Below are 22604 nucleotides of genomic sequence, written 5' to 3'. Positions count from 1 at the left end.
GCTAGACCTCGATTTCGTAGTGCAGACGAGCGCCCTGCCGCATGATCATTTGGCTGTACTCAACAGGCCTGTCGTCCGTCGAGAAGGTGACCCGAGACAGGGTCAACACGGGGTCACCCTCGTTGATGGCGAGCGCTGTGCTCTCCATCGCGGTGGCGCCTCTGGCTTCTACAACTTCAGACACCCGTCCAGGCGAGTAGCCAAGTCGGGCGAGAAGGGTGGGGGCTCCTCCGCGGATCTTCCTGGGCTCGGCAAGCCCGGTTCCGTGCGCGATATGCCCTGGGTAGTACGAATTGACCAGTTCTACTGGTTGGCCGTTGAGCCGCATGAGGCGCCGACGCACGACGATCCGTTGGCCCTCGGATAGCTGCAGGGCGGTTTCGATCTGTGGCGCTGGAGTTGATTCGGTGACCTCCAGTAGCTCCTGAGTGCCTTGCGTCTGAGTCCAGGCGTCGGCTTGATCGCCGGTGTTCGGTAGCACGTATGGCAACGAGGTGCTGTGCCACTTTTTCTCCATAGGGCCTTCCTCGCTCGCAGGGCTCTGACCTCAACCTTAATGCCTCGATACCTCCAGTGGCTTGATCGATGACGGATTCGAACGGCCTCGACACCTTGCTACGAAACGTATCGATGCTTTATGGTTGCGACAGCGCCCCGGAACCCGGAAGGGAGAGGTGAATGCTGCGTGTAACTGAGGTTGCAACCAGGCTCAACGTGCACCGTGCGACTGTCTATCGATGGATCAACCAGGGCTACCTGCAGGCCGTCCGCTATGGCCAGCCGCACGTCGTGGGAGCTAAGGCTTGTGGTGGTGGCGGGGCGATTCGCATCCCCGAAGCTGCTCTTGCCGACTTCGACCCACCGGAGGAGGCCGCGTGATGGCGACTGAGAATCCCTCGCCAGCTCCGTCTCCGTTCGAGGCGTCGGAGGAGCAGCTTCGTCGGGTGGTTGCGGCGCCGGCGGTGTGTTTGCCGCCTTTGCCGCGTGATCGGGAGGCTCGTGCTCGTGCGGTGAAGCTGCGGGGGTGGTGAGGGTGGGTCCTCGTCCTCGTGTGGCTGCTGCTGAGCAGGCTCGTGCTGATGCTCTGGTGAAGCGGATCCAGATGCTTCTGGATCACCCGGGGCATCCGAATGTTCCGTCGCTTCCGTTCTTTCAGGATGCGGCGCGTGAGGCGATGGCGAATGCGGCGCGGTTTGCTGTTCAGCCGTCTCGTCGGGGGCTGTGATGCCGGCTTCTGAGCCTGAGCCTCGGCATGATCGGGCGTCTGATTCGCCTGATGTGGTGCCGCGTCTTCCGCGGCGTGTTCCTGGCGGCTCCCTGTAGCTGCTGGTGTGGCCGCGGTCTGCGGTGGGTCGTTCTGTTCTGCTCCATCTAGTCGGTGAGGGAGTACGGCTATGCCCAAGTACAGCTCTATGGATGCTGATCGTCTGGCGGCGCGTTTGCTGAGCGAGTTCCTGGTCGCTCGGGCGGCTGGGGATCACGACGGGATGTCGGCGGTGATGCTCGAGGCCATGGATGTGGATCGGCGGTCTTCGGGTGGTACGCGGGTGATGGATGAGATCCGTGCCCTGCGGCGGCGTGTCGCGTGAGTGGGGAGAGGGCGTGGATCGCTGGGGTTGCGGCTGATGCTTCGCTTGAGCTGTGCCGGGTGGGCCGGGAGTTCGGGGTGGGTTCGCCGGAGTATGAGGGGGCGCTGGCTGCGGGGTTGGCGGCTTTTCGTCAGGTCAACGAGGTCGGGGTTTCCATGTGCGAGGTGATTGCTGCGCGGCTCGACGCGAATTGGGCTGGGTCGGGGGAGTTCTGATCTCGGGTGGAGGTTCGGTTTCTGTGCTCTGCACCGCTTTGGTGGTGTGGGGGCGGTGGTCGGACAGTCCGGTTGAGCTTAGGGAGGGATTGTCGTGGGTGAAGGCGAGCGTGACGATCCGGCTGATCCGCTGTATGAGCTCTTCGCCAAGGTGAGGAGTGCTCTCGATGCCCGCGAGCAGGCGATGACGGAGGAGCAGCGTGCTGAGTGGTTTCGTCTGTGGTGGAAGAGGTTCGAGGCTCGTCGTCGTGGTGCGGTGCAGTCTGAGCGCTGATTTCTGACGTCAGCCTGGTCGGCTCGTCGTGTACGAGTCGGCTGGAGAGCCGTCAGGGCTCGTTGCTCAATCCCGTGAATTTCTGTCCGTGGCACGTCCATGCCTGAAGGAGGCCGTGATGTCACGTACTGCCCAGGAAGGCCCGAAGGGGTGGTTGGAGGGTGTCGTCGCTCGGTACCTGACGAAGGCTGCTGAGATCACCGGTGACCCGACCATCACCGTCGACGTCACGGAAACGGGCGACAAGGTCCTTGCCGTCTGCCGTGGCTGCGGCGAGGACTACTTCAACTCGACCGCGTACAGCAACGTAATCGTCGCTCCGTGGGCGCAGGAGCACTCCGAGTCCTGCCGGGCGCTGCCGCGGCCCGAGGGGCGGTGACGGGGGTGAAGCTGCCGTGGATGAGTGGGGCGGATCGGCGTCGTTGGCAGGCCGCTGGCTCTCTGGACGATCTGGGTGTGCTGATGGCGCTGTGGCTGGAGGGGAGTCTCGAGTCCCGTCCGGGTTACCAGGCGCGGTTCGGGCCGGATGAGGAGACCGCGGGGCTGATTCCGGTGCTGGCGGCCTGTAATCGGGCTGGGTTTGTGACGGACTGCTCGCAGCCTGGGGAAGTGGCTGAGGGGCCTGATGGCCGGCCGTGGATTCAGCGGGCTGCTGTGTCTGGCTTTATCGGTGATTCCGGTCTTCTGAGCCGGGTGCGGGCGGAGGCTTTGGCGGTTGGGCTGGTGGTTGTCGCTGACGTGGCGAATGGCCGCTGCGAGGGCACGGTCGTGACTCAGTGGGGCGGTCTGCCTCACACGGGCTTCGGTTGGACGATGCCGCCACGGGAGGTGCGGCACATGTTCCAGGGGTGCAGTCGTCAGGCGATGGATGCGCTGGTTGGTGCTTGGCAGGTAGCGGTGATCGATCCGGTGTGGGGTCGGAATTCGGTTCTTTGGCCAGCACTGAGGCGGGCTGTTGGGCGTCGGGTGGCGGCTTGATCGAGACCGAGGTCGAGAGCTGATTTGTTGTCCGATCCGCCGGGTGTTGGCCGGCGGTGAGGAGAGCGCATCAGTCGCTCGTTTGTCCGAGGAGAGGGGAAGTGCGATGGCTTTCGGGAAGGTAATCACCTGGGGCAAGATCGTCTCGTCTACCACCAACGGTGCTGGTGCGGATGTGAACGTGGTGGATGTGGGCGGTGGCACGCTTTCCTGGGAGTGCACGGGGTGCAGTCAGAAGGCGGTTTTGGGCGGCTATCCGCGGGAGATTCACGCACATGCGCAAGAGCACGCGAATTCGTGCTGCTTCAAGTCGGCTCGGTGATCGCTGTGGCTGACATCCTGATCGAGCCGTCAGGTTTGGCGCCGCTGCGGGTGGTGCGCGAGGTCGAGCGTCTCGTCTTTAAGGCTGCGGCTGCGGTGGAGGGGCATTTTGGTGTTCCGTTGCCGCCGGTGACGGTGGTGGTGGCTGGCCGGGTCGGTATGGCGACGGCGTCGCTGATGGCGAACGGGTGGCGGCGGGGTTCGGTTCGGGCTCGCGTGGCGCATTGGCGGGATCACTTCGGGCAGGCCCGGGAGGTTTTCGGGTTCTCGATGGCAACACGGACGGATCGTGTGCTGGTCGGCCTGAACGGGCGAGCTCTGAAGGCGGATTTGGAGCAGGTGTATCCGACGCTGGTGCACGAGCTGGTGCACGCGATGCAGCTGGACCGGCCGGGCCGGCGCGAGGAGCGGCGTGCGGATGCTGATCGTGAGCTCGGGCTGGTGGAGCACTCGTGGGGCTACGTCGTTGCGATGGGTGCTGTGAAGTCGCTGGATGAGGCTGAGGCCTATGCCGTGCAGCACGCCTTGTGTCCGGGTTCTGTGTCTTCCGACGGCGAGTCGTTCGATGTCGCGTCGGTGGCGTGCCGTCTTGAGAACTCGGTGCGGCAGTGGACCAACGCTGCCCTCTCCTACCAGGCCGTCTGACCGATCCAAGCAGGGAGATCGAGATGAAGCACGAGGTTGCGAGCAAGGTTCTTCGGACGGGCCGCGGGAGTGAGGTGTACGTGGCGCGGGACCTGTCTGGTCAGTTGTCGCGCTACTGCTCCGGTTGCGGGACGCACCAGTACCAGGCTGGCATGGCGCCGGCTCTGAAGGCGGTCACCGAGCACGCGAAGGCATGCAGTAACTAGCCCGTCGGGGCGCCCCCTTGGCCTGGCAGCTCGCGGGGCGCCCCTCCACCCACCCAACAACGAAGTGTTAGGAGGCGAGCCAAGCATGCCCACGTCGCTGAGTGTCGACACGCTCCTGGAGCCGGTGGAGGCGGGCCGGCTGGTCGAGGAGATCGAGCAGTTCCTGGCAGCGCTGGCGAGGCCGCAGCAGGCGAGTGCGCACCCGCTGGTGTCGCGGTCGACGGCAGAGCTGGTCGCTGAGGCCCTGCGGGCGCTTCCCGGGCCGGTCGAGGCGCCGCTGGCCCCGCCGCTGAAGATGCTGCAGTTCCTGCCGGACTGGGTCCTGCCGGCCTTCAAGCGTCGGCATGGGGCTGCTGGGCGGTCGGTGTCGGTGGCGGAGCACCTGGAGCTGACGGCGCTGGTGGTCGAGCGGTTCGGGTGGGCGCGTGGCCGGCTGCGGACGCGGCGGGGGGCGCGGTGCATCGTTGGCGCCCAGGCCGTGCTGTACCGGCTGGGGTACGGCGACGAGCGCACCGTAGAGGCTGCCGCAGGGCACGTGCAGGCGGTGCTGGCGGGGCGGGGGCTGTCGATGCCGTACCCGGATTGGAATGACCATCCCGATCGCACGCAGTGCGAGGTGGTCTGCCTGCTGCGGCAGGCGGCTGCCGATGCCCGGATCAACGACCTCTGATGGTGAAGGAGTAATGACATGGGGATCTTCAATCGTCGTGGCCAGGCGGAAGCTGAGCGGTTCGCCCGTTCCGTCGTGATCGGTAAGCCGTACTACTCGGTGTCGGAGATCAACCAGCCATGGGGGAACGAGCCCATGTACCGGGAGTGGATCTTCCGTCGATCGCGTCTGCTTAACACTCCGGTGTGTGGGTCGGAGACGGCTGCTGGTGTGTGGCTGCGCGAGGGGCCGCTCTTCGACAAGAAGCCGTCGGGCATGAAAGGCATCTTCGATCCCCCTTCCGTGCTGTTCGACCCGCTCGGCGACAACGGTGATGGCTACGCCGCCTACCAGGAGCTGATGAACCAACGGGCTCGGGCGGGTCGCTGACCCGTCGGCTGCCTCTCGCCGCACGGCCTGGTGTCGTGCGGTGGGGGAGAGCCGGCTGGTTCTCCGACTTCCGTGAAGGATCTTGTGATGAGTCTTGCTTTCCAGATTGGTCTCGGCCGTGCCCGCGTCGCGCTGCTCGTAGCCGGCCTTGCATGGCTCTTCGGCCTCCAGGCCCATGTCGCTGTCCGTGCCGCCATTGGTGGCCTTGTCATTGCCGGTCTGATCTTCGATGGCGTGATCAGTGATCGGACACTCGCTGACGCCGTGATAGGCGCCAAGCCCCCACCGCACGACGACTACCAGACCGCGGCTTAGCCCGCGCCAGACGAGAGGCGGAGACCAGTGAGTGAGGGCTATCTGTCCTGGGAGCAGCGGGAGGCTGCAGCGCAGCTGACGTGGGCGAAGGCAGCGAAAGCGCGTGTCGAGGCGGACTCGGCGAAGCAGAAGGCGGCCACGGATGCGATGGCGGAGAAGGTCCGCCGGGCCCGGCTGGCCAAGCAGCTCGAGGCGGTCGAGCAGGATGCTGCCGAGGACAAGCAGCAGCGTCGGCAGCAGCGGCGCCAGGCGCGGGCCGACAGCGGCTCGCGGTTCAAGACCCTTGTGACCGTCATCATCGTGCTGGGCATGGCGGCGTCGCTGCCGGGGCAGGTCGCGTACTTCCTGCTCTTGGGCGGTCTCATGCTGCTGCCCATCCCGCCCTTCCTGGAGCTGCTGGCCTGGGCGGGGGTCGAAGGCACTCAGTGGGCTCATCGCAAGGGCCTGCCTCGCTGGCCCTTCTGGCTGCTGACCGCAGGGCTTGCCGGCTTCAACGGGTACATCAACGCCACGCATGGGGCCGCTGTGTACGGGCCGGTCGCCGGGTACGTTCTGGCGGCTGCTTCGGTAGTCGGTCCAGTACTGGCGGAAGTACGGCAGTTCCTCGACTCGAGGTCTGCGGCGGATGGCCGGTCGTTCGAGCAGCGTGCTGTCGAGAGGGTGGAGGCGCGACGCAAAGCTGTTACGCAGCGTGAGCAGGCGAAGAAGGATGCGGCACAGGATCAGGAGCGTCAGAGGTTCTTCCCGGAGACCTGGGAACGGTACGAGGAGATCCTCGCTCTCCACCCGGAAGGGTCCATCAGTCGCGATGAGGCGTGGGCTGACGCTACCCGCTCGATCTTCTTCCCGGAGGTCTGGAAGGTCTACGTCCAGCTCCTCATCGCCAAGCCGGGTGCTGCCAGTGAAGGGCCGCGGCTGTGGGATCGGGCGTGGCGGCATGCGCATCAGCTTCCGACCGGTCTGACGTCCGACACGCTCGCCGGCGAGATTGCCGCGCAGAAGCGCATCGAGGAAGTGCTCCGCGCAGCCGACCGGACCCCGGAACAGCTCGCCGTCGACATGCTCCTCGCCGACATCTTCGGACCCGACGGAGATGACGGCGGACCGGCTGGGGGCGCCTCTGGCGGCGGCCCGAAGCAGGGCCCGGGGGGAGGGTCAAAGGGGCCTCGCGCGACCGTCTCGAAGGGCGGAAATTCCCTAGGGCGCAAAGGGAAGCAGGCATCTGGGCGCACTGCACCGAAGACCCCTCAGAAGCCTCTCGAGGAGGCTGACCTGGAGAAGGTGCGGAAGCTTGCTGACGCTCTTGGTGGAGCCGGGCGACTGTCCGCTCGCAACGTAGGTGAGGTCATCGGCGGAGGTGCCACCGAGTACCTCGTCAGGCTTCGGAACGCGGTTCAAGCCGAGTGGAAGGATCAGGCGTGAACACACCCTTCGTCTACGTGTTGACCCACTCGGCCTTCAGGTCGATAAAGATCGGTCACAGTACTGAGCGATCCGAGCGCCTGGAGACCTTCCGGCGGTACGGGTGGCAGCCGTTCCAGCGCCTGTACGTTCAATCACCGACCTTCGCCTACAGCATCGAGCAGACTGTGCTGTTCGATCTCCGACATCGCCTGAATGTTCCTGCACACTTGCCGGCGTCTGTCGTTCCACAAGGTGGATGGACCGAGACGCTTAGCGCTTCCTTAGTTCCGGCACGGACTGTGTGGTCGGTGGTCTGCACGCAAGCATGCCTCCTCTGGCTTCAAAGCGATCAGCCAAGGCGACGACCGGACAACCGGCAGCGACGCATCAAGCCCCTCGATCCGGTCGACGTCGACAAGGTCCGCAAGCTGGCCGAGCTCCTCGGTGGCGCTGAGCATCTGAGCGCGCGCAAGGTTCGGGAGACCGTCGGCGGTTGTTCCCAGGAGTACGCCGTGCGCCTTCGCGACGCCGTCCAGGGCGAGGCCAAGAAACAAGGCGAGTAGCCCCTCTCGATCAGCACGTCCCGTATGACACTCCCGAGGAGAGCACGCCATGACGACCGTCGAACCCCCACCGATCAACCTCATGAAGGACACCCCCGCCGCGGCCGTCGAGGGTCCGGTCGTGGAGCACCAGGGCCGGTACGTGGTGGAGCGCCGGCCGCGCCCCGCGTGGATGCTCTCGCGGGGCGAGTTGAAGAAGCAGGCCCTGGCCGTCGCCGAGGATGCGGCTGACTGGGCGGGCCATCACGTCGCTCACTCTCCGTACTACGTCGGCTGGTCGGTGCGCGGCTACCGACGGCTGGCCCGTCGGTGGCTGGAGGCGCATCAGGATCACTATCCGCAGATGATCCTTTCGGCGCGGCAGGAGCTGAAGGCTGCGGCTGGTGATACGGCGGCGGAGGAGAGGGCGAAGAAGCTCCTCGAGCACCGGCGTCAGGAGTACCGGCGATACAAGCGGATGCACTCGCTGAAGAGCGCCGGCTGGACCGCGGCGCTGTCTGGCAGCGGGGCGACGGGTGCGGCCTTCGGCGGGCTGTGGGTGGAGATCCTCATGGTCATCGCTGTCATGGCGGTAGGGGTGCGGCACGGGCGGCCGGAGGTTGGTGAGGAGGCGGCGCCCGCCCTGGCGGAGGCGGCGGGCGCCGGTTCTCCACACGGTGGTATGAGGGCTGATGATCTGTCCGACGGCGAGCCCTTCCCCCTGTCCCTCGTGGACTCCCCAGAGCGGCTGGCTGAGTGTGTGCTGCGCGCGATGAAGGCGGAGGGCGTGCCGGTTGTCGAGGTATCGGATGTGGTGCGGCAGTCATGGGGGTGGCAGTGCACCGTCCGTGTCGCCGAGGGAACCCCCGAGGCGATCATCGAGAAGGCAGGTGACCTCGAGACGCGGTTTGACCTGCCCACCAATGGCGTCCGCCCGCAGCCGATGAAGGCCCGCAGGGCGTGTGCTGTTCTTCGCCTCGTCCAGAGTGACCCGTTCGCGACTGCCCCCGGTTTGCCGTACCGTGCCCCCAAGTCGATGTCGATCACGGATAAGTTCAGGATCGGTACGTCTGTTGGCGGTGATCCGCTCGAGGTGTCTCTGGCTGGCGTCATGGGTCTCTGGGTGGCTGCCTCGGGTGGCGGTAAGACAGGCATCCTGCAGGCACTCGGCGAGGGCGTGACCGCTTGCTGCGACAACATCACCGTCGATGTCGACCCGTTCGGCGATGGCCTAGAGGATCTCGGCGACGCGGTCAGGCTCACAGCCCGTACTAACGAGCAGATCGAGGCAGTTCTGCTGTTCTTCCTGGTCATGGCCAAGGGGCGGGCCCGGCTGCGGGCCAAGCTCGGGATGGGCAAGAAGTGGAAGGCCAGCCCTGATCGCCCCGCCGTCACGATCTTCTTTGATGAGCTTCCGAAGGCCAGTGCGCTGGCCAAGCGTCTGTACTTCGACTTGCTGCTCGTCGGCCGTAAGGAGCAGATCGTCGAACAGGCAGCAGCACAGGGTGGCCAGAGCAGTTACCTCGGAGCCAACATCGCCCAGATGGTTGCCCTGAAAGCAGTCGGCCCCTGCAAGGTTGAGGACACCCGCTCCGTCTTCGGCGACGGGGCTGTAAAGGAGGGCTACCTGCCGCACAAGCTGTCCCCCGCGACAGCCACCGACCCGAAGGACGCCGGCCACGTCTTCATCCAGGGCGTGCCTGGCATGGCTGATGAACCGATCGAATACGCCATTCATGAGACACACCCTGCGACCCTGAGGCAGCTCGCCAAGGAACGCCTGGAAGCGGGTCTGCTCGACCCGGATCGGGATAGCCTCGAGGCGATGAGGGGTGTGGACTTGCCCGACTACGTCCAGGCTACCTACGACCACGACGGCAACCTGAAGAAGCCAGCTCCGGTTGAACTCCTCACGTGGGAGCAGCTGCTGAAATTGTGCGGCGCCCGGCCGCCGGCTGGTGCGGCGATTCCGGACGGGCGGGCTGTCGGCTTGGTGGCCGATGCGGCCGATCTGATGACCAAGGTAGGCGTAGATCGGATGCGCACGGAGGTGCTCGTGGCGGCCCTGGTCGATCACTGTCCAGACCTGTACGAGGGCCTGACGCTGGACGAGCTGAAGGCGCTGCTGAAGGACGCCGGTGCGGGGGCTCCGGTGCCCCTCGGGCCGCTGGACGGGATGCAGAACCCTCGCGGGTACAAGAGGGACCATCTGCACCGCGTTCTGGGTGATATGTCCTGATCGCCCCTCTGCTCAGGGTCGGCTCAGACTGCTCCATTGCAGGTCAGCGGGCCAGTGGCTCCTGCTCAGGGCCTGCTCGGCAAGTGCTCTGAGCGGGCCCTGAGCGACCGTCTGAGCAGCGCTGACCTGCAGTGATGCGCCGACGAGCAGGCCCCGAGCAGAGGACATACCAGCGCAAATGCATCCCTGTGTCCGTTGGAGTGATCCACTTCGCCGTACCCGAATCCCAACAGAAAGGAACGCGTCATGCCCAAGCCCACCCGAGAGCAGATCCAGGAAGCCGGTCGTCAGCTTCAGCGCGGTGGCTTTCTCGGTCGTGGCGGCAGCAAGCTGGCCGACGCGGTCATGCAGCAGGCGAAGGAGGCCGGCATGGACGTGGAGCAGGTCGCCTTCGGAATCATGAGTGCGGCCGCCGAGTATCAGCCGCTCCTGTGGGCCCGATGACGATGTTCAGTGCAGGCGACGAGGTCCTGATCATCTCTTGCGAGGACGATCCCCGCGCGGTCGGACGGACCGGCCGGATCGTGGACGAGGTCCCGCCCGGCGAGCTCACGGGCGGCAGGTGGACTGTCCACCGCATCAGCCTCCTGATCGCGCCTGTCCTGTGCCGCACGAACGAACTACGCAGGAAAGGGCGGTGAAGGAAATGGGCATGAGCGATGCCGAGTGGGAGGCGCAGAATATTCCGCTGCACCCGCAGGAGGCTCGTCGGAAGGGTGTCTGCTGGATGTGCGGCGGCAAGGGTCGGCTTTACTCGGCTTTCGCTGGGGAGCGCATTGCGGCGCAATGCCCGGAGTGCGTGGGTCGCGGTAAGGCTCGTGGACGCTGACAGCAATACGTCGTCAGCCTCAGGCAAGAGTATGGAGACCAGGATGAGTTACGCATTCTACGAGGTGCGACGGAGCGGTGTGAAGGTCCATGCTGGGTACGCCGTCGTGGCCGTGTGCGAGTGGGCTGGCTGCACAGCGTAGATCGACCGCGGCCTGGGCTCTCTTTGCGGAGGGAGCCCAGGCGGGGGCGGGTGCGGGTGTGGCGGCTCCTTCTGTGGTGATCACCTGCACGTTGGCGTAGTAGGCGGGGGTGGCGGTGTGAAGACTGCTTGGTGAAGGAGCGGGCTGGCTTTTCGGGGCCTGCGGCCGATGTGGCTCGCGAGAAGTGCGTTAGCGTCACACTAAAGGGGTAAAAGCTGTGAATTGTCCAGAATGTGGGGCTTCGACGATCCAAGGGCCGGATGGTCAAATGAGTTGCTCGCAGTGCTCATGGCAGTCGGGCTGACCTGGAAGGGACACGCGTAGGAATCATGGACGGGATGCCGTACTACACCACCCACTCCTGCACTGGCTGCGGAGCTGATGTCCAAGGCATTCACGGCCGGTGGGCTTGCGGGGCCTGCGGTACGTGTTCTCCGTACTCCGAGCCTCCTGAGGGGTGGGCGAGCGAGATCACGTCCGAGGAGCTGTCCGCCGGCGTGATCGGGTACGACGCCCCAGCCACCAGTCACTAACGGCGAAGCCCGTGACCGCGATCCTGTAAATCAGGAGGACGAGATGCAGCGCTACGAGAGGGAAGTCACCGTCCGCACGGCCACCAACGAACAGCTGGTTCAGAGGGGCGACTGGATCAGCTCGGACTTTGTCCCTGCGGAGCAGCCGCTCGACGAAGCCGTCACCACCGGGCTGGCCGACAGTGTGGCCGCTGCCGCCTTGGCCCAGGAACCTGGCGGAGAAGTTGTCTCCGTCCGCATCCGCTGCGGCTGAGCACCACCCCCTGAGGGCCCAGATCGCATGGTCCGGGCCCTCGCTGTGCCTGCAGGACCGACCTATGGCCACACATCTGTGCATCGCGATGACTTTGCTTCGGGGCAAGGGTGCGCTCCCTTATGGCGACTTGCTCGGGTCGTCGCTGAGTGCCGCTGGCTATCCGTAGTGTGCGACTGCAGTAGAGCCGGCGCGGCGGTGGGCGGTTCCTCGACAACAAACTGCTCGGAGTTCGCACATATTCACCCAAGTGGGTGGTGCATCCCCTCGAAGAACCCTGCCAGGAAAAACGCAAGCCCTTGAGAGGTCAGTGCACACTGGAGTAGCGCTTTGCTCCCTGAGTCCCACCGCCGTCGAGGAGCCCTCCGTGCACCGCATAGACAATGCTGCTGATGAAGCCTGGCCAGTCTGCTGCCTGTGCCACACCGACCTCTGGCAAGACGAACTCGGCCGGCAGGCCTGCCGGCCCTGCCAGGCCAAGACCGACGCGCGCCTGAAGTCGCTGGCCGGCCCCCAAGGCTTCTACGCCCAGCTCGCCACTGCCCTTGTTCCTGGCTCAGGTCGCAGCAGCGAAGCGAGAGTATCCGGCAGTCGGACCGCGCCCTTGCCTGTTCGGCTCGAGCCGCTTTCCCTCGCGGCCCAGGGCGGTGTCGTCACCGTCCTGCAGACGTGGCTCGTGGACTGGCATGAGCAGCTCGGGTGGCTTCACCCGCGGTGGCAAGGTGGGCTCCAACAGCAGCTTGACCAGGTCGTCCAGTCTCTGCGGGCCAATTTGGAATGGGCAGCCACCCATCACCCAGCGTTTGCCGAGTTCGCTCGAGAGGCCTGGCAGTTGGCCCGAGCGTGTGAGCGCCAGTCGACGGGGGAACGCCCGGAACGGCATTTCACTGTCGTCTGCCCCTGCGGCAACCAACTGCGCATCACCATATCCACCCCCGGAGCTCGCTGCACCGGCTGCGACCGGCAGTACCAGCGCTCAGAAGTGCTTGGACTCCCCCTGATCCGCGACACAGCAGCCTGAGATCCACGACTGGTTGCGGCAGATAGTTGAAGCATGTCACAGTGCCCTCATCGGAACACCCGTGTGTCCGCAGACCTTATGAGCCCTCGGCTTCCGCCGGGGGCTTTGCGCATGCCGGAGGATGTCGTGCGGCTCACCGAAATACACCCCGACGACCTCGTCTTCGCCCACGAAGCCGAAGCAGCGACCGGTGTACCGCAAGGCGTCATCCGCCAGTGGGCGTCACGCGGCAGGATCCACCGCTTCTCCGGCGACAACCGACTCACCGGACTCGGGCACGAGCACAAGACGATGTACGCGCTCCCGGAAATCCGGGCCCTCGCGGCCACCTACCGGCCCACTCCTCAGCGCGGTCAGCGCGCTGCCTGACGTCCTCGTGGGTCCGGTCGAGCAGCAAGCAGCGCAGCTCCCGCCCACGAGGACCCGGTGCCTGCCAGTGGGGGCAGGCACGGGACGCGTTTCGACGTTTCCCCCGTCGACGCGTCCCCGTCCGCCCGGCTGCCCCTCCACGCAGCCGGGCGGACCCATCTACCGAGCCGAGGGAGGGACAGTGCCAAGCCTCCCCGCCGGCCTCCAGGTCGTCACCGTCACCGGCACCTACCGCCACCCCGACGGCACACCGTTCGCCGGCTACGTGAGCTTCAGACCTGAGCCGGCCGTACTTACCTCGGCCCAGTACGACACCATCATTCTTGGCGAGGTCATAGCCACTCCCGACAGCAGTGGCCACATCGCTGTCACCTTGCTCGCCACCGACGCGGCCGGTGTGAGACCCACAGGTTGGACTTACCGGGTGACCGAGCGCTGGTACGACGCACACGGTCGTGACTATCCGCTCTCTCTGCCCGCGGCGGCGCCAAGCGTCGACCTCGCTGACGTTGCCCCCACTGCGCCAGCGGCCGGCGAGTACGTCGTCGTTACCGGACCACCGGGCCCGCCTGGTGCCTCCGGGAGCAGCTACCTGCACACCCAGACCACGCCCGCCGCGACCTGGCAGATCACCCACAATCTGGGCCGCACCCCCAACATCAGCCTGATCAACCCCAGCGGGGTCGTCGTCTACGCCGACATCCAGCACAGCACCACCAACCAGGCCATCATCACCTTCCCTGCCCCGCTCGCCGGCACGGCGATGTGCTCCTGAGGAGGAACCGCCGTGGCTGTCACCCTGCTCACTGGCGCCGACCTGAACAACCAGCGCGCTCAGAATCTCGCCGACCCCTCGTCGGCGACCGATGCCGCGACCAAGCAGTACGTCGATGCCAAGGTCAACGGGCTGACATGGAAGGCACCGGTACGGGCCGCCACCACGACGTCCGGCACGCTGTCGAGCGCCTACGCCAACGGCTCCGTGATCGACGGCGTCACGCTCGCCACCGGCGACCGGATCCTCATCAAGGACCAATCGACCGCGAGCGAGAACGGCATCTACATCGTCGCCGCCTCCGGTGCTCCGACACGCGCTACGGACGCCGACAGCAGCGCCGAGCTCGACAGCGCCGCGGTCCTGGTCACCTCCGGCACCGTCAACGGCGACAACGCCTGGACGCAGACCACGAACGCGCCAACGGTCGGCAGCAGCAACATCGTCTGGGCCCAGTTCGGCGGCGCCAACCTGCCGACAGCGGGCGCTGGCCTCACGCGGACCGGCAATCAGCTCGACGTCGGAGCCGGCGCCGGCATCACGGTGGCCGCCGACACGGTCGCCGTCGACACCAGCATCGTCACCCGCCACGTAGCCGCGACCATCGGGGACGGCAGCTCCACGAGCATCGCCGTCACGCACAACCTCGGCACCAAGGACATTGTTGTCGCCATCCGGAAGACCACCGACGACGCGATGGTCCTCACGGACTGGACAGCCACGAACACCAACACCGTGACGCTGACCTTTGCGACGGCGCCGAGCAGCGGCCAGTACCGCGTGGTGGTGATGGGCTGATGGACATCCTCAACGGAACCAATGTCCAGGGCCTGGCCTGGTTCACCGATACCACGCCCCTGTCCCCGGGCTTCGACCCTGGCTTCGACAATCAGCTGGCTCGCAAGGGCTACGTCGACCAGCAGCACATTCCGGATGGTAGTGAGCCTGCAGCACCCACCACCGGCTACGTCCTCTACTCCCAAGGCGGCGCGCTCAAGGCAAAAAGGTCGGACGGCACCATCACCACACTCATCCCCGCCTAGCCGGGTCACCTGTTCACATGCCCGAGCGACGAGGAGGTGACCGCCGTGGACGACCTGCTCGTCATCATCCCCACCCGCGGCCGCCCCGACAGCGTCCCCGCCATCCTCGAGGCATGGCATGACACCGGCGCTAGTGCCGACGTGCTGTTTGCAGTCGACGAGGACGACCCCAAACTCGACGCCTACCTTGCTCACCGGCCCTACACGGATGATCAGCAGGTCCGCTGGTACGTCGGGCCCCGCCTCCGGCTGTGCGGAACCCTCAACGCAGTCGCCACCGAGATGGCCACCCAGTACCGCTACCTCGCCTTCATGGGCGACGACCACCGCCCACGCCCCGCAGCCCGCCCCTGGGACGCACGCTTCCGCGAATGCCTCTCCGGTGGCACCGGCATCGTCTACGGCAACGACCTCCTCCAGGGCGAGAAGATGGCCACAGCCGTTGCCATGACCAGCGACATCGTCCGCGTCCTGGGCTACATGGCGCCACCCCAGCTCGTACACCTCTGCTTGGATCTCTGCTGGCTCGACTGGGGGCGCGGCATTGAACGCATCACCTACCTGCCCGACGTCATCATCGAGCACCTCCACCCCGCGGCTGGAAAGGCTGCCCTCGACGCTGGCTACGAAGAGTGCAACAGCAGCGAGCAGGTCACCGCTGACGCCGCTGCCTACTACGAGTACCGGGACACCGGCGGCCTCGAGAGCGACCTCGCCAAGCTCCGGAAGCTTGTCACAGCCGAGGAGGGCTGATGCGCGTCCTCCTCACCGGCTCCGCCGGCTTCATCGGCCGTCACCTCCACCAAGCCCTCGATGCCCGAGGCGACCACGTCACCACCTGCGACCTCGTCGACGGCCAGGACGCCCTCGACCTCTTCCGCACCGACGACACCCGCTACGACCTCGCCATCCACTGCGCCGCCCTCGTCGGAGGCAGAGCCAGCATCGACGGCACCCCACTCGCCGTCGCCACGAACCTCGCCCTCGATGCCTGGTACATGCGCTGGCTCGAGCGCAGCGGCACCAAGCGGGCCGTGTACTACAGCAGCTCCGCTGCCTACCCGATTGAGTACCAGCAGCCAGGCAGCATCCACTATCTCCACGAGGACGACATCGATCTCGCCGCGCCGAAGCTGCCCGATGCCACCTACGGCTGGGCCAAACTCACCGGCGAACAGCTCGCGCAGTACGCGGCCGCGGAGGGCATCCGCCTGACCGTGCTGCGGCCCTTCTCCGGCTACGGCACCGATCAAGCCGACTGCTATCCCTTCCCTGCCTTCATCCGCCGCGCCCGCCAGCACGAGGACCCCTTCGAGATCTGGGGCGACGGCAGCTCCACTCGCGATTGGATCCACATCGACGACATCGTCGACGCTACGCTCGCCGCCGTCGATGAAGAGATCACACAGCCGGTCAACCTCGGCTGGGGCCGGCCAGTAGCCTTCGACGACCTCGCCCGCATGGTGACCCTCCTCGCCGGCTACCGACCACCCCTCACCCACCTGCAGGCAGCACCCCAAGGCGTCCACCACCGCGTCTGCGACCCCGGCCGCATGCGCAGCTTCTACCGCCCCACGGTGACGCTCGAGGAAGGCATCTACCGAGCGCTCAACCCCTAGCCCAGCGACCAGGGAGCCCGCGCCATGGACTACCCCACTCCCACCAGCGTCCGGCAGCGCCTGGACTCAGACGGCATCCACCAGGTCCCCGCCAGCAGCAAGGGACAGGACCGCCATGAATGACCAGCACATCGGGCACATCATCGATGCCCTCGGCGTCACCACAGAGCTCCGCCCAGACGACATGCCCGTCGACGCCCTCGTCATCCTCAAGGTGGTCCGGAGCGACGGAACCGTCGGCCTCATCAAAGCGCGCAGCGAAACCCTCGACTGGATCAACGCCTTGGGCATGCTCACCGCCGCCGCCGAGACCGAGAACAGCGGCTACGAGTACGCGGACGACGACGAGTAGTGCCCCGCTACGCCATCCTCCTCGACCAGCACGAAGACCTCGTCGTCGAAGACGACAACCTGGTCCTCGACCTCGGCTCCAGCTGGGCCACCTTCAGCGACCACCGTGGCATCGCACTCGCCATACCCATCGCACGCATCTGCAGCATCCAGCGCCTCGACGAGGCCGGCACAGAGGGAGGTGATCCCGATGGTGGACAAGACCGCTAAAGCCCCCGTGGCAACCGAGCGCCTCATGGAGTACTGGGCGCACGGACCGGGGGCCGCTAGACGCCAAGATCCAATGGGGAGTACCGGGTGACTTCGACCGCTGCGTCGTCGAACTCGGCAAGCACGTGAGCCCCGGCATGGTCAAAGGCCTGTGCTCCAACCTCCACGTCCGCGCCACAGGCGCACGCCCCGGCCACGCCCCCGGCGAAGAAGCAGCCCACCAAGCCAAGAAGGCAGCCGACTGATGCCCAGCCAGGGCCGGCGCTCAACGCCACTGCCCAAGGGCTGGGAGCGCACCCGCCGGCGTGTTCTTCGCCGAGACAAGCTGAAGTGTCAATGGCCGCTTGTCACCGGAGGGATCTGCGGAGAGCCAGCTACGGACATCGACCACAAGACGCCCGCCTATCTGGGCGGTAGTGACGAGGACAACAACCTATGGGCCCTCTGCCGCTACCACCACAACAAGAAGACCGGCGCTGAAGCGTCATCCGTAGCGCACCATCTTCCGCCCAGAGCGAGACCACCAGAGAAGCACCCGGGTTTCATCAACTGACCGGCCAGACTTGGAGCATGAAGAGCTGCGTCGTCTGCGCCACAGCCATCGAACGCGCTGGCCGCAAAGGCGGTCCCCTTCCAACCTACTGCTCGTCCCAATGCAAGAACCAAGCTCGACGTGAACGAGAAGCAGCGAACGGCGCAGCCGAGGCGAGGAAGATCCTTGTACGACAGCGGCGGGCCAGAGAGGCCGTACAGCGGTCCGAGCGACTGTGCCCCTACTGCAACGACCGCATGTCCCAAGCCCGTCGCGTGCAGTGCGGCAAGCCAGAGTGCACGCGACGGGCAAAGGCGGAGCGCATGCGTGACTACATGCGCTCCCGCAGGGCTGACCCCGAGCTTGCAAGGAAGCATCTCGAGTACGACCGCAAAGCGCAGCGTAAGCGCCTGGACGTCCTTGGTCACTGGCGTGTGATCTACCCTGAGCGAGCGGCACGAGCTGACGCCGAGCGACGAATGCGTGTGGCGGCAGCCAGGGTCGAGGTCTTCGCGCCACGAGACGTGTACACACGCGATGAATGGCAATGCCAGCTGTGCCGACGTGCCATCGACCCGGCCACAGTGTGGCCCGACCCGATGAGCGCCTCAATCGACCACATCATTCCGCTGGCCAAGGGTGGGGTGCATTCAATGGGCAACGTTCAGGCAGCGCACCTTAGCTGCAACAGTCGCAAGTGTGATCGACTGGACGTCCCGGAAGCTGCCGCTCTTGATCACGAGGTGCCGCCACGGCGGACCCTGGGGGGAGCCTCTTGATCGTTGAGAATCGCCGGATCGGGCTGGTTAGCTCTGGGCGGTCCGCGCGACACTGGGGGTTTGTGATCAAGGTCTGACCTGCGGCTTCGAGGGCTTGCCTGATGAGGTATCAGGACGGCGTTTTGGGTCATCGACTGCTGGGAGAGAATGCCCAGTTCAGGCTGCGTGAAGTGTGACCACCCGGGTAGAATGAAGGCATGTCGAAGCCCAGTCCGCGCCGTTGCGCTAGCCCCTCCTGCGAGACGACGCTGGCTGCATCCAGCTTGGCGAGGACGTGCTCGGCTCGCTGCCGGAAGGCTCTGTCCAGGGCTCGGCGTGCGATCGAAGCGCCGGCCGAGATGAAGGCGAAACGGCGGTGGGTCCGCCGCGCGGCGACCAAGATGCCCCTCACGGCGAATGGGTCTGCCGCCTCCAGCACCAACTCTGCGACCTGGTCCACCTACCGTGAGGCCTTGCAGTCCTCGGCCGGGGTGGGGCTGGGCTATGTCCTTGCCGAGGGCGACGGGATTGTCTGCGTCGACCTTGACCACTGCCTCGAGGACGGCCGGCTTGTGCCGTGGGCGCGGGAACTCCTAGCTCGGTGCCCTGCCACCTTCGTGGAGGTGTCCCCGTCGGGGGCTGGGTTGCACGTGTTTGGACACGGCTCCGTGCCGCGGGGTCGGAAGATTCGACGGTCTGACGGTTCCGCCATCGAGGTCTACGGCCAGGGCCGGTACATCACCATGACTGGCCGGCGTTTCGAGGGAGCCCCCACAGTGCTGGCGGACTTGTCGGACTTCATTGCGGACCTGGTTCCGACGGCGGCGTAGTGCTCTGACCTGCCGAGCTGCGTGGAGGAGGTGATCCCCGTGGCCGGTCGTGGGATGGCGCCGAAGGCGACGCGTTCTCGAGCTCGGGACAGCAAGGCTCGTGACGCCGAGATGCAGCGGGTGGACGACGACGGTGAGATCCGCGGACCCGTGCTCCCTGAAGGCGTCCTCCCGGACGGCGAGGGTTGGCACCCGCGCACCCGGCAGTGGTGGGAGACCTGGCGGCGATCGGCACAGGCTCAGGTGTTCATCGACACCGACTGGGACTTCCTGCTCGATACGGCTCTTCTGCACCATGTCATGTGGACCAAGGGGCGTTGGGAATTCGCCTCTGAGGTGCGTCTCCGGGCGGCGAAGTACGGTGCGACGCCCGAGGACCGGATGCGGCTGAAGCTGAAGGTGGAGACAGCGGGTGACAAGCCGTCGCCGGCGGAGACGCCGCGGTCGACGTCGGATCGCCGGAAGAGCCTGCGGATCGTGACGGAAGACGCCATGTAGGGGGTGTCATGCCGTGGCGAGGACCGGGCTATGACGGAGAGTTCCCTTCTCTCGGACCGGTGATCGTGGACTGGATCGAGACCTACCTGTGCCATGGCCCTGGTGACGTGATCGGTGAGCCGATCGAGCTCGACGACGAGTTCTATGCCTTCATCGTGAAGGCATACCGGCTGGACCCTGAGACAGGGCGGAGGGTGTATCGCAGGGCCTTCCTGTCGCGGGCCAAGGGACGGGCGAAGTCGGAGCTGGCCGGCATGCTGGTGTGCGCAGAGGCCCTTGCTCCGGTCCGATTCGAGGGATGGGACGCGGCTGGAGAGCCCGTAGGACGTCCGGTGCGGTCGCCCTACATCCGCTGCCTGGCTACGGAAGAAGGTCAGTCCGGGAACACCTACGACAACGTCTCGACGATGCTCGAGCACCTTGTCGAGCACCACGGTGACTCGTTTCCTGGCATCGACATTGGGAAGTCCGCCCAGTCGTCCAGCCGCATCATCCTGCACCACCAGCGGGGCGAGATCACTCCCTCTACAGCGTCGTCCGCTGCCAAGGATGGTGGCAAGGAGACCTTTGCGGTCTTCGACGAGACGCACCTTTACGTGTTGCCGGAGCTGCGGCGGATGCACAGCACGGTGCGTCGGAACCTTCGGAAGCGGAAGGAGGCCGAGCCGTGGTGCCTGGAGACGTCGACGATGTACGAGCCGGGTCAGGACTCGGTTGCCGAGGCCACGCACTTGTACTGGAAGGCGATCCGTGAGGGCCGGATCCGTGACGCGGATGCGGCGGGCCTGCTTTTCGACCACCGCCAGGCGCCGGACGGCACGGACCTCGCAGACCGCGAGCAACTACTCGAGGGTCTGCGCGCAGCCTATGGGCCGGCCGCAGGCTGGATGGATCTGGATGGGATCGTCGCGGAGATTTGGGATCCGCAGTCGGCCCCGTCGGAGTCGCGTCGCTACTGGCTGAACCAGCCCGTGGCAGCCGAGGATGCGTTGCTGACGCCGGGGGAGTGGGCGGCGAATGCCTCCTCCGAGCTGCGCCTCCAGGACGGCGACGAGATCGTCTTGGGCTTTGACGGCGGCAAGACCGACGATGCGACTGCCTTGGTGGCCATGAGGGTGTCCGATCGGCTGGTGCAGCCGCTGGGGATCTGGGAACGGCCCGATGGCCCGCTCGCGAAGGGATGGGAGGTCGACCGTCGCCAGGTGTCGGACCTGGTTGCCCATGCTTTCGGGCGCTACCAGGTGCGTGGCTTCTTCTGTGACGTGAAGTTGTGGGAGTCGTACATCGACGAGTGGGCCGAGACCTACCGCGATGAGCTGCTGGTGAAGGCCTCGCCGAAGTCGTTGGTTGGCTTCGACATGCGGGGTCGGCAGCAGGAGCTGACGCTGGCGACTGAGGCGCTGGTGCAGGCGATTCGTGACGGCAAGCTGCCGCACACGGATCATCCGGTGCTGAACAGGCATGTGGGGAACTGCCGTCGGCGGCCGAACCGGTGGGGCGTGTCGTTCGGTAAGGAGTCGCGCGAGTCGCCGAAGAAGGTGGACGGATTCGCAGCGATGCAGTTGGCGGATATGGCGCGGCGGGCGCTGTTGGCGTCGCCGGAGTGGGCGAAGAGGTCGCGGCGGCGTGCGCGGTCGGGGCGGGTGTACGGGTTCTCGTAGGAGGGAGGTGGGCGGCCTGTGGTGATGTCGGAGTCGGAGGTGGTGTCGACTGCCGGCCGTCTGCTGAAGCTGCGGGACGGGGAGCAGGCGCGCCTTCGGAGGATCGCGGACTATATGTGCGGCAGGCACAGCTCGGTGTATGTGCCGCGTGGCGCTCGTGCTGAGTACCGGTGGCTGATCGAGCGGGCGCGCGTCAACATTTTGCCGCTGGTGGTCACGGTCGTGGCACAGAACATGTATGTCGACGGGTATCGGCCGGCCGGCTCGGACGAGAACGCGGCGCCGTGGGCGGTCTGGCAGGCCAACAGGATGGACGCCCGTCAGCACGGGATCCATCGGTCGGTACTGACCTACGGGGCGGCGTACACGCTGGTGATGCCTGGTGATCCAGTCCCAGTGATCACCCCGTTTTCGCCGCGGCGTATGACGGCCTTGTATGCGGATCCGGTGAACGACGAGTGGCCGATGCTTGCGATCGAGGATCAGCTCGAGAACACGCAGGACGGCAAGCGTCGGGTGGTGCGCGTCTACGACGATCGCGCACGGTACACGCTCGTGGGCAAGCCTGATGGCTCGCAGCTGCAGCTTGCCGGGGACTTGCCAGTGATGACGCACGACCTGCGAGTGTGTCCGGTCGTCCGGTACGTCAACACCGCCGACCTCGACGGCGACGGAGTACTCGGTGAAGTCGAGCCGCTGATCGAGGTCCAGGACCAACTCAACATGACCACCTTCAACCTGCTGATGGCACAGCAGTACGCCGCGTTCCGGCAGCGCTGGGTCACTGGCATGGCGCCGCCGCAGGACGAGAACGGCAATCCGATCGAGCCCTTCAGGTCGCGTGTCGACGGCCTGCTGGTCGCCGAGGACCCCGACACCAAATTTGGGGAATTCGGGGCCACTGACCTGGGCGGATACCTGAAGTCTCGGGAGTCTTCGATCCGCCACGCGGCCACCATCTCCCAGGTCCCGCCGTATCACCTGCTGGGCGAGATGGTGAACCTCTCGGCTGAGGCTCTCGCTGCTGCACGCGACGGACTGGACCGCAAAACCGACGAGCGGGAGAGCTTGTGCGGCGAGGCCCACGAGCAGACGCTGCGCCTGGCAGGCCTCGCTGCAGGCAACACTGCTGCCTGGGAGGACACCGCTGCTCAGGTGGTATGGCGAGACACGTCAGCACGATCGCTCGCGCAGACCGTCGACGCACTCGGCAAGCTGGTCACCATGCTGGGGGTGCCGCCGCAGGAGCTGTGGGAGCGGGTGCCTGGGGTAACGCAGACGGATGTGGAGCGGTGGAAGAAGGCTGCCTCGGAGGGAGATGCTATGGCTCGCCTCAACGGCATCATCGAGAAGCAGATGGCTCCGCCCGCTGGTAGCCAGGCAGCTCCCCCGGTGGATGCCTCGGTGGCGTGA

Annotated in this window: 30 protein-coding genes; 29 read left to right on the top strand and 1 reads right to left on the bottom strand. The window is 66.1% G+C overall.

Annotated elements, in window-relative coordinates; translation table 11 throughout:
* Position 1 precedes the first annotated feature (1 nt).
* Positions 2-517, bottom strand: a complete 516-nt coding sequence (locus tag AC27L3_RS25675) for a GntR family transcriptional regulator (protein ID WP_487236421.1) — start codon at positions 515-517, stop codon at positions 2-4.
* Between the two features lie 161 nt (positions 518-678).
* Between AC27L3_RS25675 and AC27L3_RS25670 the strand changes: the two genes are divergently transcribed.
* The 29 genes from AC27L3_RS25670 (at position 679) to AC27L3_RS25530 (ending at position 22604) form a co-directional block, all read left to right on the top strand.
* Positions 679-879 (top strand): helix-turn-helix domain-containing protein, encoded by a 201-nt coding sequence (locus AC27L3_RS25670; protein ID WP_487236420.1) that lies wholly within the window; start codon positions 679-681, stop codon positions 877-879.
* Between the two features lie 515 nt (positions 880-1394).
* Positions 1395-1589, top strand: a complete 195-nt coding sequence (locus tag AC27L3_RS25665; protein WP_487236419.1) for a hypothetical protein — start codon at positions 1395-1397, stop codon at positions 1587-1589.
* Positions 1590-1898: 309 nt separating this feature from the next.
* The gene (locus tag AC27L3_RS25660) at positions 1899-2078 is read left to right on the top strand and encodes a hypothetical protein (protein WP_487236418.1); all 180 of its coding nucleotides are present in this window, start codon (positions 1899-1901) and stop codon (positions 2076-2078) included.
* Positions 2079-2196: 118 nt separating this feature from the next.
* On the top strand, positions 2197-2457 hold the full coding sequence (locus AC27L3_RS25655) for a hypothetical protein (RefSeq protein ID WP_487236417.1): 261 nt from the start codon (positions 2197-2199) through the stop codon (positions 2455-2457).
* 20 nt (positions 2458-2477) lie between these two features.
* Positions 2478-3056: a DUF6919 domain-containing protein gene (locus AC27L3_RS25650; RefSeq protein ID WP_487236476.1), complete on the top strand. Its 579-nt coding sequence runs from the start codon at positions 2478-2480 to the stop codon at positions 3054-3056.
* 297 nt (positions 3057-3353) lie between these two features.
* The gene (locus AC27L3_RS25645) at positions 3354-4022 is read left to right on the top strand and encodes a hypothetical protein (RefSeq protein WP_487236416.1); all 669 of its coding nucleotides are present in this window, start codon (positions 3354-3356) and stop codon (positions 4020-4022) included.
* Between the two features lie 291 nt (positions 4023-4313).
* A complete protein-coding gene (locus AC27L3_RS25640) occupies positions 4314-4898 on the top strand; it encodes a DUF6197 family protein (RefSeq protein WP_487236415.1) in 585 nt (194 codons plus the stop codon).
* An 18-nt stretch (positions 4899-4916) separates the two neighbouring features.
* Positions 4917-5267 (top strand): hypothetical protein, encoded by a 351-nt coding sequence (locus AC27L3_RS25635; RefSeq protein WP_487236414.1) that lies wholly within the window; start codon positions 4917-4919, stop codon positions 5265-5267.
* Between the two features lie 87 nt (positions 5268-5354).
* On the top strand, positions 5355-5582 hold the full coding sequence (locus tag AC27L3_RS25630; protein ID WP_487236413.1) for a hypothetical protein: 228 nt from the start codon (positions 5355-5357) through the stop codon (positions 5580-5582).
* Between the two features lie 27 nt (positions 5583-5609).
* A complete protein-coding gene (locus AC27L3_RS25625) occupies positions 5610-7004 on the top strand; it encodes a hypothetical protein (RefSeq protein ID WP_487236412.1) in 1395 nt (464 codons plus the stop codon).
* Entirely contained in the window at positions 7001-7549 is a 549-nt protein-coding gene (locus tag AC27L3_RS25620; RefSeq protein ID WP_487236411.1) for a hypothetical protein, read from the top strand. Before AC27L3_RS25625 ends, AC27L3_RS25620 begins: the two co-directional genes overlap by 4 nt.
* 49 nt (positions 7550-7598) lie before the next feature.
* Entirely contained in the window at positions 7599-9767 is a 2169-nt protein-coding gene (locus AC27L3_RS25615) for a hypothetical protein (RefSeq protein ID WP_487236410.1), read from the top strand.
* 246 nt (positions 9768-10013) lie between these two features.
* Positions 10014-10211 carry a hypothetical protein gene (locus AC27L3_RS25610; protein ID WP_487236409.1) on the top strand — a complete coding sequence of 66 codons (198 nt, stop codon included), beginning with the start codon at positions 10014-10016 and terminating at the stop codon, positions 10209-10211.
* Complete coding sequence (locus tag AC27L3_RS25605; RefSeq protein WP_487236408.1) at positions 10208-10408, top strand: hypothetical protein; 201 nt, start codon at positions 10208-10210, stop codon at positions 10406-10408. Before AC27L3_RS25610 ends, AC27L3_RS25605 begins: the two co-directional genes overlap by 4 nt.
* A gap of 906 nt (positions 10409-11314) precedes the next feature.
* Positions 11315-11524, top strand: coding sequence for a hypothetical protein (locus AC27L3_RS25600; RefSeq protein WP_487236407.1), 210 nt, complete (start codon positions 11315-11317; stop codon positions 11522-11524).
* A gap of 367 nt (positions 11525-11891) precedes the next feature.
* Positions 11892-12545, top strand: coding sequence for a hypothetical protein (locus AC27L3_RS25595; RefSeq protein ID WP_487236406.1), 654 nt, complete (start codon positions 11892-11894; stop codon positions 12543-12545).
* 111 nt (positions 12546-12656) lie between these two features.
* On the top strand, positions 12657-12914 hold the full coding sequence (locus AC27L3_RS25590) for a hypothetical protein (RefSeq protein ID WP_487236405.1): 258 nt from the start codon (positions 12657-12659) through the stop codon (positions 12912-12914).
* A gap of 181 nt (positions 12915-13095) precedes the next feature.
* On the top strand, positions 13096-13689 hold the full coding sequence (locus AC27L3_RS25585; protein ID WP_487236404.1) for a hypothetical protein: 594 nt from the start codon (positions 13096-13098) through the stop codon (positions 13687-13689).
* Positions 13690-13701: 12 nt separating this feature from the next.
* A complete protein-coding gene (locus AC27L3_RS25580; protein ID WP_487236403.1) occupies positions 13702-14487 on the top strand; it encodes a hypothetical protein in 786 nt (261 codons plus the stop codon).
* Complete coding sequence (locus AC27L3_RS25575) at positions 14487-14732, top strand: hypothetical protein (RefSeq protein WP_487236402.1); 246 nt, start codon at positions 14487-14489, stop codon at positions 14730-14732. The genes AC27L3_RS25580 and AC27L3_RS25575 overlap by 1 nt, the downstream gene beginning before the upstream one ends.
* Before the next feature lie 45 nt (positions 14733-14777).
* Entirely contained in the window at positions 14778-15485 is a 708-nt protein-coding gene (locus AC27L3_RS25570; RefSeq protein WP_487236401.1) for a glycosyltransferase family 2 protein, read from the top strand.
* Positions 15485-16351, top strand: a complete 867-nt coding sequence (locus AC27L3_RS25565) for an NAD-dependent epimerase/dehydratase family protein (protein ID WP_487236400.1) — start codon at positions 15485-15487, stop codon at positions 16349-16351. Before AC27L3_RS25570 ends, AC27L3_RS25565 begins: the two co-directional genes overlap by 1 nt.
* Before the next feature lie 115 nt (positions 16352-16466).
* A complete protein-coding gene (locus tag AC27L3_RS25560) occupies positions 16467-16703 on the top strand; it encodes a hypothetical protein (protein ID WP_487236399.1) in 237 nt (78 codons plus the stop codon).
* Positions 16703-16912, top strand: a complete 210-nt coding sequence (locus AC27L3_RS25555) for a hypothetical protein (protein ID WP_487236398.1) — start codon at positions 16703-16705, stop codon at positions 16910-16912. The genes AC27L3_RS25560 and AC27L3_RS25555 overlap by 1 nt, the downstream gene beginning before the upstream one ends.
* Positions 16913-17156: 244 nt before the next feature.
* Entirely contained in the window at positions 17157-17465 is a 309-nt protein-coding gene (locus AC27L3_RS25550; RefSeq protein WP_487236397.1) for an HNH endonuclease, read from the top strand.
* Between the two features lie 17 nt (positions 17466-17482).
* Positions 17483-18223, top strand: coding sequence for an HNH endonuclease (locus AC27L3_RS25545; protein WP_487236396.1), 741 nt, complete (start codon positions 17483-17485; stop codon positions 18221-18223).
* A gap of 863 nt (positions 18224-19086) precedes the next feature.
* Positions 19087-19530, top strand: coding sequence for a phage terminase small subunit (locus AC27L3_RS25540; RefSeq protein WP_487236475.1), 444 nt, complete (start codon positions 19087-19089; stop codon positions 19528-19530).
* A gap of 65 nt (positions 19531-19595) precedes the next feature.
* Positions 19596-21191 (top strand): Terminase, encoded by a 1596-nt coding sequence (locus AC27L3_RS25535; RefSeq protein ID WP_487236395.1) that lies wholly within the window; start codon positions 19596-19598, stop codon positions 21189-21191.
* Between the two features lie 24 nt (positions 21192-21215).
* Positions 21216-22604 (top strand): phage portal protein, encoded by a 1389-nt coding sequence (locus AC27L3_RS25530; protein WP_487236474.1) that lies wholly within the window; start codon positions 21216-21218, stop codon positions 22602-22604.

This window comes from Streptomyces sp. PKA51, assembly GCF_057552455.1.
This window is presented reverse-complemented; position numbering and strand designations above follow the sequence as displayed.